General features: G+C 40.1%; 13 protein-coding genes. 4 read left to right on the plus strand and 9 right to left on the minus strand.

The window, feature by feature from the left end; all coding sequences use genetic code 11:
* Window positions 1-47: 47 nt before the first annotated feature.
* On the plus strand, window positions 48-881 hold the full coding sequence (locus UN64_RS11220) for a deoxyribonuclease IV (RefSeq protein WP_077362684.1): 834 nt from the start codon (window positions 48-50) through the stop codon (window positions 879-881).
* A gap of 774 nt (window positions 882-1,655) precedes the next feature.
* Here the strand turns inward: UN64_RS11220 and UN64_RS11225 are convergent.
* Window positions 1,656-2,108 (minus strand): SRPBCC family protein, encoded by a 453-nt coding sequence (locus UN64_RS11225; RefSeq protein ID WP_077362686.1) that lies wholly within the window; start codon window positions 2,106-2,108, stop codon window positions 1,656-1,658.
* Window positions 2,109-2,126: 18 nt separating this feature from the next.
* Window positions 2,127-2,612 carry a DinB family protein gene (locus tag UN64_RS11230; RefSeq protein WP_171978875.1) on the minus strand — a complete coding sequence of 162 codons (486 nt, stop codon included), beginning with the start codon at window positions 2,610-2,612 and terminating at the stop codon, window positions 2,127-2,129.
* Between the two features lie 163 nt (window positions 2,613-2,775).
* Here UN64_RS11230 and UN64_RS11235 point away from each other — a divergent pair, with 163 nt between their 5' ends.
* The 3 genes from UN64_RS11235 (at window position 2,776) to UN64_RS11250 (ending at window position 6,920) form a co-directional block, all read left to right on the plus strand.
* Window positions 2,776-4,365, plus strand: a complete 1,590-nt coding sequence (locus UN64_RS11235; protein ID WP_077362690.1) for a spore germination protein — start codon at window positions 2,776-2,778, stop codon at window positions 4,363-4,365.
* A 16-nt stretch (window positions 4,366-4,381) separates the two neighbouring features.
* Window positions 4,382-5,587, plus strand: a complete 1,206-nt coding sequence (locus tag UN64_RS11240; protein WP_171978876.1) for a Ger(x)C family spore germination protein — start codon at window positions 4,382-4,384, stop codon at window positions 5,585-5,587.
* Window positions 5,588-5,831: 244 nt separating this feature from the next.
* Window positions 5,832-6,920: a GerAB/ArcD/ProY family transporter gene (locus tag UN64_RS11250; protein ID WP_077362696.1), complete on the plus strand. Its 1,089-nt coding sequence runs from the start codon at window positions 5,832-5,834 to the stop codon at window positions 6,918-6,920.
* A 265-nt stretch (window positions 6,921-7,185) separates the two neighbouring features.
* Here UN64_RS11250 and UN64_RS11255 read toward each other — a convergent pair whose 3' ends face one another.
* From UN64_RS11255 to UN64_RS11290, 7 genes are all read right to left on the minus strand, one after another.
* On the minus strand, window positions 7,186-8,202 hold the full coding sequence (locus tag UN64_RS11255) for a Gfo/Idh/MocA family protein (RefSeq protein ID WP_077362698.1): 1,017 nt from the start codon (window positions 8,200-8,202) through the stop codon (window positions 7,186-7,188).
* A 390-nt stretch (window positions 8,203-8,592) separates the two neighbouring features.
* Window positions 8,593-9,435, minus strand: a complete 843-nt coding sequence (ypfJ, locus tag UN64_RS11265; protein ID WP_077362702.1) for a KPN_02809 family neutral zinc metallopeptidase — start codon at window positions 9,433-9,435, stop codon at window positions 8,593-8,595.
* Between the two features lie 100 nt (window positions 9,436-9,535).
* Window positions 9,536-10,780, minus strand: a complete 1,245-nt coding sequence (locus tag UN64_RS11270; RefSeq protein ID WP_077362704.1) for an erythromycin esterase family protein — start codon at window positions 10,778-10,780, stop codon at window positions 9,536-9,538.
* A 98-nt stretch (window positions 10,781-10,878) separates the two neighbouring features.
* On the minus strand, window positions 10,879-11,175 hold the full coding sequence (locus UN64_RS11275) for a rhodanese-like domain-containing protein (RefSeq protein WP_077362706.1): 297 nt from the start codon (window positions 11,173-11,175) through the stop codon (window positions 10,879-10,881).
* Between the two features lie 16 nt (window positions 11,176-11,191).
* Complete coding sequence (locus tag UN64_RS11280; protein WP_077362708.1) at window positions 11,192-11,551, minus strand: rhodanese-like domain-containing protein; 360 nt, start codon at window positions 11,549-11,551, stop codon at window positions 11,192-11,194.
* Window positions 11,552-11,681: 130 nt separating this feature from the next.
* Window positions 11,682-12,200 (minus strand): GNAT family N-acetyltransferase, encoded by a 519-nt coding sequence (locus tag UN64_RS11285; protein WP_077362710.1) that lies wholly within the window; start codon window positions 12,198-12,200, stop codon window positions 11,682-11,684.
* A gap of 87 nt (window positions 12,201-12,287) precedes the next feature.
* Window positions 12,288-13,370 (minus strand): GGDEF domain-containing protein, encoded by a 1,083-nt coding sequence (locus UN64_RS11290; protein ID WP_077362712.1) that lies wholly within the window; start codon window positions 13,368-13,370, stop codon window positions 12,288-12,290.
* Window positions 13,371-13,625: the final 255 nt, after the last annotated feature.

Here is a 13,625-nt window from a genome sequence, read left to right on the forward strand (position 1 = left end):
ATGGAAACTTTATTCTTATCATTTACTGAACGGAAGAAGGGATTACTGTGCGATTCGGTTGTCATGTCAGTATTAGAAACGGTTATATAGGAGCTGCAAAGCATGCTTCTTCTTTAGGTGCCCGCGCCTATCAGTACTTCCCCAAGAACCCTCGCAGTCTGTCTGTGAAAGATTTTAATAGTGGGGACGCTGCGAGCTGTAAAGCGTTCTGTCAGGAAAATGATCTAATCTCGGTGGCCCATACTCCTTATCCAACCAGTCTCACTCCTTCTGAGGACAAAAAAGAGATTACGATTCAGTCTTTGCAGAATGATTTAGAGATCGCTGATGCGTGCGGATCTCTAGGTGTTGTTGTGCATTTCGGCAGTCCGATACCTGGTGAAGACCCGCTTGCAAGCTATCAGCTGATGATACACATGCTGAATGCTGTCCTTCAGGATTGGGATGGGCACTGTAAAATTTTATTAGAAAATAATGCAGGACGGCCAGGTTCAATGGGTATAACTTTGGAGGAACTTGTACAAGTCCGGAACCTGTGTGAGTATCCTGAAAAAGTCGGTTTTTGTCTGGATACATGCCACGCATTTGCGAGCGGGATGTGGAATGGAGATAACTGGGACGAGCTCGAGGAAAAAGGTACGGAGCTAGGTTACTTTGAACATTTGCTGGCTGTCCATTTAAATAATTCGAGGTATGCTTCAGGTGAAGGAAAAGACCGGCATGCGAATATTTTTCATAACGGTCATATCTCAGAGAAGCAGTTTTCTAAGCTCGTTCTTTCTCGCATAATGAAAGATGTTCCCTTCATATTGGAGACTCCGTCCGAATATGGAATTAATCACCGTGAAGAGATCAAAGAGTTGTATGAGAAGTGGGGTTAGTAAAATGTTAAGAGATTTATTGGACTTTTTTTACGGTTTATCTCTCCGGGTATGTTTCTTGGATTAGATACTCAAACAATCGACCGGTATATTCAGGAACTGAACGAACATCAATGGTTTAACAAAATATATGAAAACTAAAATTATCGAAAGCTATTTTTCACCAATGTTCATGTGCGATGTTACTTAGAAAGTAAACGACGTGTCCGTAAACTGATCAATGATTCTTATGCTCGTGAAAAATTTATTATCTTCTTAGAAAAACAAAGAGTTAGGTAAACATTTTTAATAAATAAACGGCTAGAACTCTATGGATAATAGAGTTAGCCGTTTAAATCTAAAAATGTGTTCTTATCGAATAAACATATATTGCACATCGTATGGATGGGATGGACAATATCTCTTATCAAAAATTAATCCCTCGGTTAACCTCAATATCCCACGGATTAGATAATTATTCCCACGAAAATCGGCCATAATTCCACTTTTAATTTAAAATAGCCACGAGTCGACATTTGCTGTCAAATTACAGCATAGGTAGCCCGCTAATAATCATATCCAGATCCCAAAAACGCTATTGGAAAGCTCACCTGAGACAAAAGTTATAACACCGCTTTCTCTTTCAACTTTCCATACAGTAAAAATCCGTTTATTGCCATACAACGGATCTTTTACTTCAGCTTCCTCACCTGTATTGATCCATTGTTCTTTGAAAACATCTGCCATCGATTAAAAATTGGTTTAGACCTGCTCCTTTAAATTCCCATTTTTTTATCACAAACTCAAAGCCGGCAGCGTCTTCCCCGTTTCAAGGAACGTTTTTAAATTACTAAGTATCGCAGGCCAGCCATTGTTGACACCTTCGAACGTACCTTCTTTTTCTACAAAGTCTGTCTTAACCATATTGTCATGGATCAACGTTAGTTTTACTGTGGAGTCCATGTGCTGCAGCTTATAGGTTACAACCGTAGGGCTCTCGCGCGGCGTGTCGTCATTCCTATGCGTCCAAGTAAATGAAAGTTCGTGAGCCGGGTCATATTTTAATACGCTTCCCTCATCCGTCACCTCTCCATTACGAGAGTAAGTAACACTTGATCCTTCTTCCCATTTTGATTCTATTCTAGTACCAAAAAAGTACTGCTCTGAAATGTCCCCTTCTGTTAATGCTTCCCATACTTTTTCCGGTGAAGCCCCGATATATGTGACATAAACGAATTTTGATTCCATTATGATATTCCTCCTTTATTAATGAACGCCATTCTTTGGATTCCAGTTTCCATTGTTTTTACGAATCTCTACAATTTGACCGATGTGGTAAGCGTTATGGATATTGATGTTTGCAAGAACCGAGTACCATGGATCGTGCCTGTCTTCATGTGCCGACCGTTCAAACACATCATCTTCTGCATCTTCTACAGCACTTACCCACTCTGTCAGTACCCGATAGAGCTGTGTTTTCGCTTTTTCCCAGTCCTGATTGTTTTCGCTATGAAACGTCTCATCGTTGCTTTTAATCTTTTTTGAAGTCGGCTTTCCCTTAAATCTGCTCAAATAACGCTCGTTCCAAAAGATTAAGTGATTTACAATCTCCCAGATTGAGTTACTGATACCGTTTTTCTCATTGGCCTGTTCCGGCGTCAATCCATCCAGTGCTCTTTCAACCGGGACAAACCAGTTCGGCTCATTATGATTGGCAGCCATCTGCCTCAAAAGAATCGTCCTTTGATCCATGAAAAAACCTCCTGTACAAAAATAATCATCAGGTATCATTTCTTCAAACTAACTGGAACTCCTTTAATTCGACTTCTTTCCCTTCTTTGTTCGAGAGTAACCTTAAGAATAATCAGGCGCTCTCTTGGTAAAAATACAAAAAAACCGTACGGGAGTTTTGCTGATGGTATTTAAGAAAAGGGCGCTCAAGAAGCTGGTAAAAGATAAGAATGAAGCTGATGCCCAGCCGCAACTTGAAGATCCAAAAATTGAAGCTCCGCCTGAGGAAGCTTTGTCCACCGAGCTGAACCTGAACATACAGTATCTTCAACAAACGTTCGGTAACAGCTCCGACCTCTCATTTTCAGATTTTGAGCTTGGGAATAAAAAAGCAGTTTTGATCTATATAAATGGTCTTGTAGACAAAATGATTATAGGCCACTTTTTTGAGAACATCGGTCGATTTGATCATCTGATTAAACACTCCGAATTTTTAACTAAAACAATAGAAGCTTCTGACTTTATGAAACAGTTTTTTGCACCTGTTAATCAAGTAAAAGAAGTTCGACTTTATAAGAAAGTCGTATCAGCCATACTCGCTGGAAACGCTGTTTTGCTGGTGGATTCCATTTCGCATGCTCTCGTAATTAACGCTAAAGGCTGGAGAGATCGTGATGTTTCAGAATCAGCGACTGAAAATGTAGTCCGTGGACCGAAAGAAGCTTTTACGGAAAATATTCAGACCAATACAGCATTAGTCCGGAGAAAAATAAAAGATCCGAGGCTGTGGTTAGAGAAAAAAGAGATCGGAAACATTACGCAAACAAGTATATCCGTTATGTATATCCATAGCATCGCTAACGACAAGATCGTTAAAGAAGTACATGAACGTCTTGATAAAATCGATATTGATGGCATTCTCGAAAGCAACTATATTGAAGAATTTATTCAGGACGAAGTATACACACCTTTTCCTACTGTTTTTAATACAGAAAGACCTGATGTAGTTGCTGCTGCTCTACTAGAAGGACGCATCGCGATCTTTATCGATGGTACTCCATTTGTTTTGTTGGTTCCGGCTTTGTTTACACACTTTTTTCAAGCGGCAGAAGATTATTACCAGCGATGGGATATATCTACCCTGTTAAGATTGCTTCGGGTGACTGCATATTTTATTTCATTGCTTGGTCCTTCGGTTTATATCGCGATTATTAACTTTCACCAGGAGATGCTTCCGACTCCTCTGTTGATTAGTCTTGCAGCGCAAAGAGAAGGAGTCCCGTTTCCTGCTTTAATTGAGGCTTTGATCATGGAAGTAACACTTGAGATTTTGCGGGAAGCTGGTCTCCGGCTGCCAAAAGCGATCGGCCAGACTGTTTCCATTGTTGGTGCTTTAGTTATCGGACAGGCTGCCGTTGAAGCTGGAATCATATCAGCTGCGATGGTTATCGTCGTTTCTATTACCGCTATCTCTAACTTTATACTGCCTGCTTATAATATGGGAATCGCTGTCCGTATTTTACGATTTTTATTTATGTTCCTTGCTGGTTCTTTCGGGCTTTATGGCATCGCAGCCGGAATATTTGCATTGTCGCTGCACCTTTGCAGTCTAAGATCTTTTGGGATTCCTTACATGGAGCCGCTCGCCCCATATATCGGATCAGATATGAAAGATACGTTATGGAGAAAGCCAAGGTGGAAATTAGTAACACGTCCACGATTACTTAATCAAACGAATGTCGTTAGAGAAAATGTGTCACCAAAAAATAAGTAGAAAGGAGCATGAAGGGGTGAAACTTACAAGAAAAGATCTGATTCCGGTTTGTGCCCTTATGCTTATTCTAACGGGCTGTTGGAACAATAGGGAAATTGAAGACATAGGAATTGCCGTCGCGATGGGCATCGATAAAGTTGACAACCAATATGTTGTGACGGTTCAGCTCGTAAATCCATCGTCTATCTCTGCAAGAACGGGCGATTCATCCAGAGCGCCAATTGTAACTTATCAGGAAAAAGGCAAAACAATTTTTGATGCCATAAGACGGCTTACGAAAACAGCTCCAAGAAAAACTTTTTATCCTCACTTGAAGATGTTAGTAATAAGTGAAAAACTTGCGCGTGAAGGTTTTGCAAACTCACTTGACCTGCTTGCACGCGACCCTGAGTTTCGTTCAGATTTTTATGTAGTGGTAGCGAAAAATCATAGAGCAGATCATGTTCTAAACGTATTAGTTCCAGTAGAAAAAATCGCTGCACAAAACATGTATTCGAAGCTAAAAACTTCAGCAGATGTATTTGCTCCAACTCTAGCTCTTACTTTTGGAGACTTGCTTCATGACCTCACAAGTCCGGGAAAACAGCCCGTGATTACAGGCATTCAGCTTACTGGAGAGCCTCTTGAGGGTGAAAAGATGGAGAACCTACAGAGAGTAAACCCGAAAGTCCGCTTAAAATACACGAATATCGCTGTGTTTAAGGTGGATAAGTTAAAAGGTTGGCTGAATGAAAAAGAAAGTAAAGGCTACAATTACATAGAGAATAATGTTAAAAGTACGATCGTAACCGTTCCGTGTTTTACGGACAAAAAAGAAAATTTATCAATCGAGCTAATTGATTCAGATACAAAATTGAAAACCAATTCTATGAATAGCCACCCTGAAATGAGTGTTTCTGTTAAGACAGACGCAAATATTGCAGAGGTTGGATGTTCAATTGATCTAACAAAGCAAGAAACAATAAATAAAATTGAGAAGTTAGTTGAGAAAGATATCAACGGCAAGATAAGATCTGCTATTAAAACTGCTCAGCAAAAGTACAAACTAGACTTCCTAGGATTCGGAGAAGTTGTACACCGTTCTGAACCAAAGTATTGGAAACGTGTAAAAAAAGACTGGGATAAAGAATTTGTTAACATTCCTATAAAAAGTAAAGTGCGTGTTCACATTCATAAGCTAGGAAAAAGAAGCAACTCTTATATTAATGAGTTGAAGGAGTAACAACATGGTTTACACTATCATTTCATTGCTAATCATTGGAGCTATCCTTCTTATTGATAAACGTAAATTAAAAAAGTACAAAAATTCCAAAGATCTATGGGTATACTTTGGGATTCTAGGTTTAGGTTTTGTTTTACTGCTTATCCACAGTTCAGGTAGAACTCTCCCTACACCTCTTTATTGGATTTCCGCGGTCTTAAAGCCGATTATTAGCATTTTTTAAAGAAAGGATGGGGTGGTTATCATGCTTGAAAATGGCAAAATAAGTGTGCGTCAGTTTACGGTATTAGTAGCTCTATATACGGTAGGCACTGCAATTTTAATCATCCCTTCCATTCTTGCAGCAAAAGCGATGCAGGATATTTGGATTGCTGGTTTGATCGGTCTTGGTTCCGGGTTAGGGTTGGTATTTTTTTATTGGAAAATATCTGAACGCTTTCAGTTTATGAATCTTGTTGAAATTCTCGAAAAATGCTTCGGAAAATGGATTGGAAAGGCTGTTGCATTTTCTTATTTCACCTTCTATATTTTCATATTATCCACGTTTGTTCTGCGGGATATTGGCGATTTCATGCTGACTGTTATGATGGTAGAAACACCTATAGAAGCCATACATATTATCTTTTTAGCCGTCGTACTTTATGGAGTCAAGCTCGGTCTAGAAGCTTTTACAAGAACGACTGAACTGTTTCTTCCTTGGATTGTGATATTGTTCGTTGTATTATTCATAACACTCCTTCCGCAAATCGAGTTTACTAATATACTGCCTATAATGGAAAACGGCATCCAACCAGTTCTAAGATCATCACTCTCGTTTATCGTTTTTCCTTTTCTGGAATTGGTGGTCTTTTTAATGATAATTCCTTATGTGAATGAGCCGAAAAAGACGAAAAAAGCCTTTCTGCTCGGCACTGCCCTTGGTGGCGGCTTACTTATATTAATCGCGACGCTTTCTATTCTCGTGATCGGTGTCACTGAAACCGCACGAAGCATCTATCCAACGTATGATTTATCCAAAACGATCAACATCCGAGAGTTTTTCCAGCGAGTAGAAGCCTTTATGGCTCTCATCTGGTTCATTACCGTTTTTGTAAAACTTGTCGTTCTGACTTATGCGTTATGCTTAGGAATGGCTTCAGTGTTTAATGTTCAGGATTATAAACTTTTAACGTTACCGATCGGACTTTTGTTATATATCGTGTCTCTTGTTATCTTTCCAAGCTCAACTTATCTTATTGAGTTCACACCGATCTATGATTTTTATGCGGTGCTATGGATGCTCATGCCCGTGTTCATTTGGCTCGTTTCACTAGTACGAGGCAAACCTGTGTAGAAGAAAGGTGTTTCCTTAAACTTTGATGTTTTTGAAAGTAGTAAATTTCCGTTCCACGCGCTTCCTTTCCGCGGGGCGTGCGGTGAGCTCCTTGCGCTTTGCGCCTTAAGGAGTCTTTCCTGTCACACTCGTCCCGCAGGAGTCTCGTACCTTGCACTCCAATCAACTTATCAATGAAGTGGAAAAAAGTGATCATAAGTTACACTCTTTTAAAACAGAGTCAAAAGAAAAAAGAGCTTTAATTGCAAGCTCTTTTTTCGTGTATTTAAATTCCTTGCTTTATTCCGAGCTGAGACAGTAGCACTCGGCGGCCTTCTTGACTTGAGATCGCCGCCGCTTCATTAATTGCAGTAAGGTTAAGTACGTCTTCTTTCGTAATTGAAGGCTTATTTCCATTCTGGATGGCTTGCACCCATTGCTCCATCGCGGAATGAATGGGTTCTGGCAGCTTTTCTGAAGTCATCCACTCATCGGTGCCAAGGTGTTTGCTTTTAATCCGTTCGTTCTGACCCTCGATCATGAGTGTTCCTTCTGTCCCATAAAGCTCCAGCTGCTGCGGACTTCCGAATGATAGAAAACCAGTTTCGATCATGCCCATCGCACCTGATTCATACTCGACCATCACCACCGCGTTATCATCAACACCCAGCTGATAGAACTCGTTCAACTTTCCTGTAACGGCTTTTACTTTTCCGCCTAAACGGTTTGTTAAGTAGATTGGATGAGCACCAAGGTCGATCAGCGCACCGCCTCCGCACTCTTCTTTGTTGTAAAAGTGCTCCGGCAGCCAGCCCTTTGGATTCTCTTTTGATGGCACTGACCCATTATGCGCAACCCGGCATCTGATGTATGTAATGTCCCCAAGCAAGCCTTTGTCCACGGCTTCTTGAGCGTATAAATAAAAACTTTCTGTCAGCCTTGGAAGATTGACCATAAGCTGTACGTTATTTTTTTCAACAACTTGATAAATTTCTTCACACTCTTCCACCGTGAAAGCAAGCACTTTTTCCGTAAAGATATGCTTTCCGTGGTTAGCGGCAGCGATGATGATGTCCTTGTGACGGTTGGTGGCAGTTGTCACGATCACTCCGTCGATCTCAGGGTTAGATAAGACATCATCTAGATTGGGCTCAAAATGAACATTCAATTCACTTGCCCATTCTGCTCCCCGATCAGGGTTTTCATCCCAGACCATTTTAATAGAGATCGATTCATTTTCGTTTGCTTCGCGTGCATAATCTACCGCATGTACATGCCATTTACTGAGTAGAGCTACGTTCATTGATCATCTCTCCTTATCAGTTAGTAGCTTTATTATGACATATATTAATGGAAGCCACCGCTTTTCTTCGAGAGTTTTTTTTAATTCTTCTGCTTTATCGATATAGATCAATGCTTTATGAATCTCTTTCTTTTGTCCAAAGTATCCTTTGGCATAAATGGGGTCTGTGGGATTATTTAAATGAACGTGGGATTAATCCAGTTTTTCCTGGGATTCCTTCTGACTTTCGTGGGATTATTTCAAATAACCGTGGGATTCTGAAATGATCAATAAAAAGCGTCTTTTATAGATGGACATTTACTAAATTTGTTCTCCCAAACTATACAACCTATGAAATTTTCTTAAAAAGAAAAAAGCTGACTCAATCGGTCAGCTTTGTTCACTATTTTCTTATAGTTCCTTCGCTTTAAACGTATCTCCGCCCTCGATGGTTCCATTCTTAAATCCTTTGTGGAACCATCTCTTCCGTTGTTCAGATGTACCATGTGTAAAACTTTCTGGAACGACGTAGCCTTGATGTTTCTTTTGAAGGGTATCATCACCGACTGCACTCGCTGCCGTCAGTGCTTCTTCTAGATCTCCTTCTTCAAGCACGTTCATATCCTGCGCGTGATTCGCCCACACACCAGCGTAATAATCTGCCTGCAGTTCGAACCTAACTTGGTATCTGTTAAAAGCTTCTTTACTAAGTTTTGAGCGCATCTCCTGGAGCTTTTGTGATTCTCCTAAAAGGGTCTGAACATGATGTCCGACTTCATGGGCAATAACATAAGCCATCGCGAAATCTCCTGGGGCTTCATACTTGCTCTGAAGCTCCTGATAAAAACTAAGGTCTATGTAGAGCTTTTGGTCACCAGGGCAATAAAAGGGACCGACTGATGAACCCGCTGTTCCACAGGCCGACTGGACACTGCCAGTATATAAAACAAGCTTCGGTTCTTTATAGGTCATACCTTCTTCTTGAAAAACTTCTGTCCAGACGTCTTCCGTATCGGCTAGTACGACAGAAACGAACTGAGCATCCTCTTTTTCTTTTTCAGTTTCTTCATAAGGAACATTTTCCTCTGTTCCGCCGTTGATCCCGCTAAGTATATCACCGGGGTTCCCGCCTAATAATGTTATGATCAAGACGATGATAAGACCGCCGACTCCGCCTCCAACAGCTAGTCCTTTACCACCCATTCCTCTCCGGTCTTCAACGTTTGTACTTCCGCGTCTGCCTCGCCATTTCATCTTGTATCCTCCTCATTCATATCAAACTTAATTTTAATAGTTTGTATACCCCAAGTTTTATGAAATTAGACGAGTCTATTTTTTATTAAGCTTTTTATAATTAAAGAGGATGAAGTGCATTTGAATGGTTAATAAAAACAAAAGCATCATACCGATTTGAAAGACTTGTTGGAACAAAGTTGCCAAGATGCTCAAATTGAGGGTTGTACACGACTCCGATGGCTCTATGTCCTCTTACTTCTTGCAGTTTTTCGTGATGCTGTTTCAGCATTACGATCTGGTCATGTGCACCTGCAGCATAAAAAACCCCTTCCCAAGTGTCTGGTGGTGCTGGCGGTACTATAATTTTTTTATAAGGTTCCCCCCATTCATCTCCTGCGATCACGGTACCTCTATGAGTACCAAAACCTACTGCAAATACATCCTCTGGCGCATGGTTTTCACGAATTAATTGACCTACGTTCACCATGCCCTCATCAGCCATATCAGTAGCCCGTGCATCACCGATATGTGTGTTGTGTTCCCAAATGATTACCTTTGCGTCACTGCCGTGAAAATCCATCAGCCGTTCCACAGCTTCTGCCATGTGTCGATCTCTGATGTTCCATGTTTCTGTATCTCCTTTCACCATAGATCGGTAATATTGTTCAGCGTGTGCAGCAACCAGTGCATTAAGTTCCAAGCTAAGACCGCCCTCAGGATCCTCATCGTATAAATCCCGATTCGTCTGAATTTCAACAAGAAGCTTGATCACTTCATCCTCACAGCTTTCAGAAAGATATCCTGCCGACATTGCGTAAGTTTGTTCGTCTTTTTGAAACGGCTGAAAACAAGAAAAAGCTTTTTTGGCAGATTCAACCCTTTCCGAGTCATGCTTTTCCAGATATCTTATAATCTCTTCCATTGATTCAAAAAGGCTATACATATCAATACCGAAAAAACCGACCTTTTTTTGCCTCGACTGCTGATCATTATGTTTTTTCAGCCAAGTTGTAAAATCGAGAATTTCTTTATTTGCCCACATCCAAGACGGCCAGCGTGTAAAACTGTGTTTTAATAGAAAGTCCAACTGAGGCTGATTTGAGTAGTAGCCCTTTATGTAACGATTAATCGGATAACATGAAGGCCAGTCTCCTTCCACAGCAATAAACGAAAAGCCTTTTTCTTGGATTAGCTTTTTAGAAAGTTCAGCACGTATAGTGTAAAATTCAGACGTTCCATGCGATGCTTCTCCCAATAGAACATACCGCGAGTCGCCAATCTCACTTACAATGGCATCCAGGTCTATGTGGTTATTTAACCGGACCATATGTTTCTTTAGATAATCGGACAACGTTTTTTCCATCTTTCCACCCGCTTTCTACCTGTACTATAACCAGCTAAGTTTCTTCTTAAACAGAAACGAAAAAACAGAGTGCTTATCGCACTCTGTTTAAGTTTAAGCTATTCAGTCTTTCCTTCATATGCGTCCATACCGCCAATCATGTTGATCACTTTAAAACCATGGCTGTCCAACAGCTGGCATGCACGGCCGCTTCTTCCACCAGAACGGCATACCATTACATATTCTTTAGACTTATCCAATTCGTGCATACGAAACTCTAATAATCCAAGAGGAATATGAGTGATTCCAGGAATTTTACGCGCCTTCACTTCATCTACTTCACGTACGTCGATGATATTTACATCTTGTCCTTCATTTAACTTCGCTTCTACTTCTTTAGCTGTTAATTGTTTCATCATTTTTTCCTCCTTTTTATCTCCAGGCACTGACTCCGCCTTTTACGTTCGTTACTTGTTTAAAACCTGACTTTACTAGGATTTTGCTCGCTTTTTGGCTTCTCATACCGCTTTGGCAGATCACGATTACTTCTTTGTCCTTTGAAAGCTTATCTGTTTTTTGTGCTAATTGGTGCAGCGGAACATTCTTAAATCCAGGTATATGATATACGTTGAACTCCCCTTGTGTACGAACATCAATGAATTGTTTCTTCTTATCTTTAAGTTCCCCTTTTAGTTCTTGAGTTGAGATATTTTTCACACCTTTAGCCGGTATTAAACGTTGAGCAATAAACAATATAATAAGACCAAAAAGAATATAATTCAGGTATTCCAATCTGTTCTCCACCTTTCTATGGTTTGTGTCAAATTAACGTTTAAATCTTTATTTCTTATCCATATCATATACCCTACGGGGTATATTGTCAAATCAAAAAACACGAAGAGAAAACCCTCTTCGCTCTCGATTATATATTTTTATAATAAAGAATCGTTGTATCAAGAGTCCCTGTTTCAGACTGCGCAAAGTTTGGAATTCGTCCCGCTTCGATAAAGCCCATCGATTGATAAAGAATGTTGGATGGATCTCCCTCTCTTGTATCCAACACCAGTAATGTTCGTTCTTCCTTTTTCGCGCGCTTTTCGATCTCTTTCATTAACTGTCGGGCAATACCTTTTTTTCGAAAGTCTGGATGTGTCATAAGCTTTGCGACCTCTGCCCGATGTGTGCCGTTTGGCTTTGTGCACAAGTGAAGCTGGACAGTCCCTGCAATCTTATTATCAATTTTCGCTGCTATAAAAATGATTTCAGGTACTGCACAGCTTCTCCAAAAAGCATCAGCATCGTCTTTTTTAAGTGGCGGTAAAAATCCGATCGATGCTCCCTCATGAACCACTTTTATTAAAAGGTCCGAAAGTTCTTCAACATACTCATTGATATTACTGATATTAATAATTTCCACAGCCAAACCCCTTTTTTCTCCCATTTTAATTTTTGAAGCTTAACATTACTACCTTTTTGTAAGATTATCTGACAAAGAAAAAAACCTTGAGAATCCTCCCAAGGTCAGTGATTAATAATGGGCCACACATAACATGTTTCTCCCTGATCGTTTCGCTTCATATAAAGCTTTGTCTGCATCGTTTATGATTAAACCCGTCTCTTTGGTCGTATCTGAGTAGCACGATACTCCAATTGAAACGGTCAAGTTAACCGTACCCCCTTGCGTTAAAGCAAATGGTTTATCTTCGACGGTTTTCCTTATTCTCTCACCAATCTGAACGGCTTGATCTAACGGACAATCGAGTAATAACACTGTAAATTCTTCCCCGCCGTTTCGGCTCACGATATCAAACGTTCTTGTACAGGATCGAAGGATATACCCAAGTTCTTTTAGGACAACATCTCCTTCTGCATGGCCGTATGTATCATTTATCTTTTTGAAAAAATCGATATCAATATATAACAATGATAACTTTTTATTCTTTTTCTCAAGTTCCTCTAGCGTTTGGTTAAATATTTCATCAAACTTTCGTACATTGTTTAACCCTGTTAATGGATCGATCATAGATTCCGATTTGTACTTATTGAAAAGCTCTTGGCTTTTACGCAAGAACGTTACGGTATTAAAAGCGATATATCCGGAAAGATATGAAGCAATCCAATAGATAGGCAGCAGAGTTATAAGAAAGTTAATATCCTCTATGAGATATATGAACAAGATGCTGGCGGATATATTTATAAAGGTCAGCATGAGAAGCTGTTTCATCTGTTTTGATAAGTTCGAATTTGAAATCAAAACAGAAAAAATCGCGACCACAAACACTAGTATAGATGAAGCATAAGAAGAGATATTGATTCCGATTAAAAAACGCCCGCCGATGACCATGAACATCGATATAAAAGTTGGAACCACGCCGCCGAAGTAGGCTAATAAAATGATAGGTATGAGACGGAGATCAATAATTGTCGTTCCAATGTTAATACTGTAGTGCATCAATACGTTTCCTAATATCCCCCCAAAAATCCCAGATTGCGCTTTTATCCTATAAGAGGATTTGGATGTTAACGGAGATCGATTTGAAACCTGCGTATATAAGAATAACAATGAGATAAGTATCGCAAGGTTCGCAAAAAGATCTTTAATAATTATCATTTTTTCATCACCAACTAGTAAAATACCACACTTTCCATCCAATAACTAACATTAATTCCAAAATATTTGTTACGTTTTTTTATTTGGCTCATTTCTAAAAGATTCTGGCTTTTTAGTATTTTTGTTCTTTCTGTTCATTGAAAAATTGATTGGAGCGGAAGGTGCGAGACTCCTGCGGGACGAGCGGTCAGGTGAGACCCTTAATGGCGCAAAGCGGCAAGGGGCTCACCGCACGCCCCGCGGAAAGCGAAGCAA

Source organism: Fictibacillus arsenicus, from assembly GCF_001999465.1.
Classification (GTDB): Bacteria; Bacillota; Bacilli; order Bacillales; family Fictibacillaceae; genus Fictibacillus; species Fictibacillus arsenicus.

Excerpts from the sequence above, each read along its gene's own strand:
- UN64_RS11230 (WP_171978875.1), bottom strand. The coding sequence starts at position 2,612 with ATGGATCAAAGGACGATTCTTTTGAGGCAGATGGCTGCCAATCATAAT.
- ypfJ (WP_077362702.1), bottom strand. The coding sequence starts at position 9,435 with ATGAAATGGCGAGGCAGACGCGGAAGTACAAACGTTGAAGACCGGAGA.
- UN64_RS11235 (WP_077362690.1), top strand. The coding sequence starts at position 2,776 with ATGGTATTTAAGAAAAGGGCGCTCAAGAAGCTGGTAAAAGATAAGAAT.
- UN64_RS11290 (WP_077362712.1), bottom strand. The coding sequence starts at position 13,370 with ATGATAATTATTAAAGATCTTTTTGCGAACCTTGCGATACTTATCTCA.
- UN64_RS11270 (WP_077362704.1), bottom strand. The coding sequence starts at position 10,780 with ATGGAAAAAACGTTGTCCGATTATCTAAAGAAACATATGGTCCGGTTA.
- UN64_RS11285 (WP_077362710.1), bottom strand. The coding sequence starts at position 12,200 with ATGGGAGAAAAAAGGGGTTTGGCTGTGGAAATTATTAATATCAGTAAT.
- UN64_RS11225 (WP_077362686.1), bottom strand. The coding sequence starts at position 2,108 with ATGGAATCAAAATTCGTTTATGTCACATATATCGGGGCTTCACCGGAA.
- UN64_RS11255 (WP_077362698.1), bottom strand. The coding sequence starts at position 8,202 with ATGAACGTAGCTCTACTCAGTAAATGGCATGTACATGCGGTAGATTAT.
- UN64_RS11250 (WP_077362696.1), top strand. The coding sequence starts at position 5,832 with ATGCTTGAAAATGGCAAAATAAGTGTGCGTCAGTTTACGGTATTAGTA.
- UN64_RS11275 (WP_077362706.1), bottom strand. The coding sequence starts at position 11,175 with ATGAAACAATTAACAGCTAAAGAAGTAGAAGCGAAGTTAAATGAAGGA.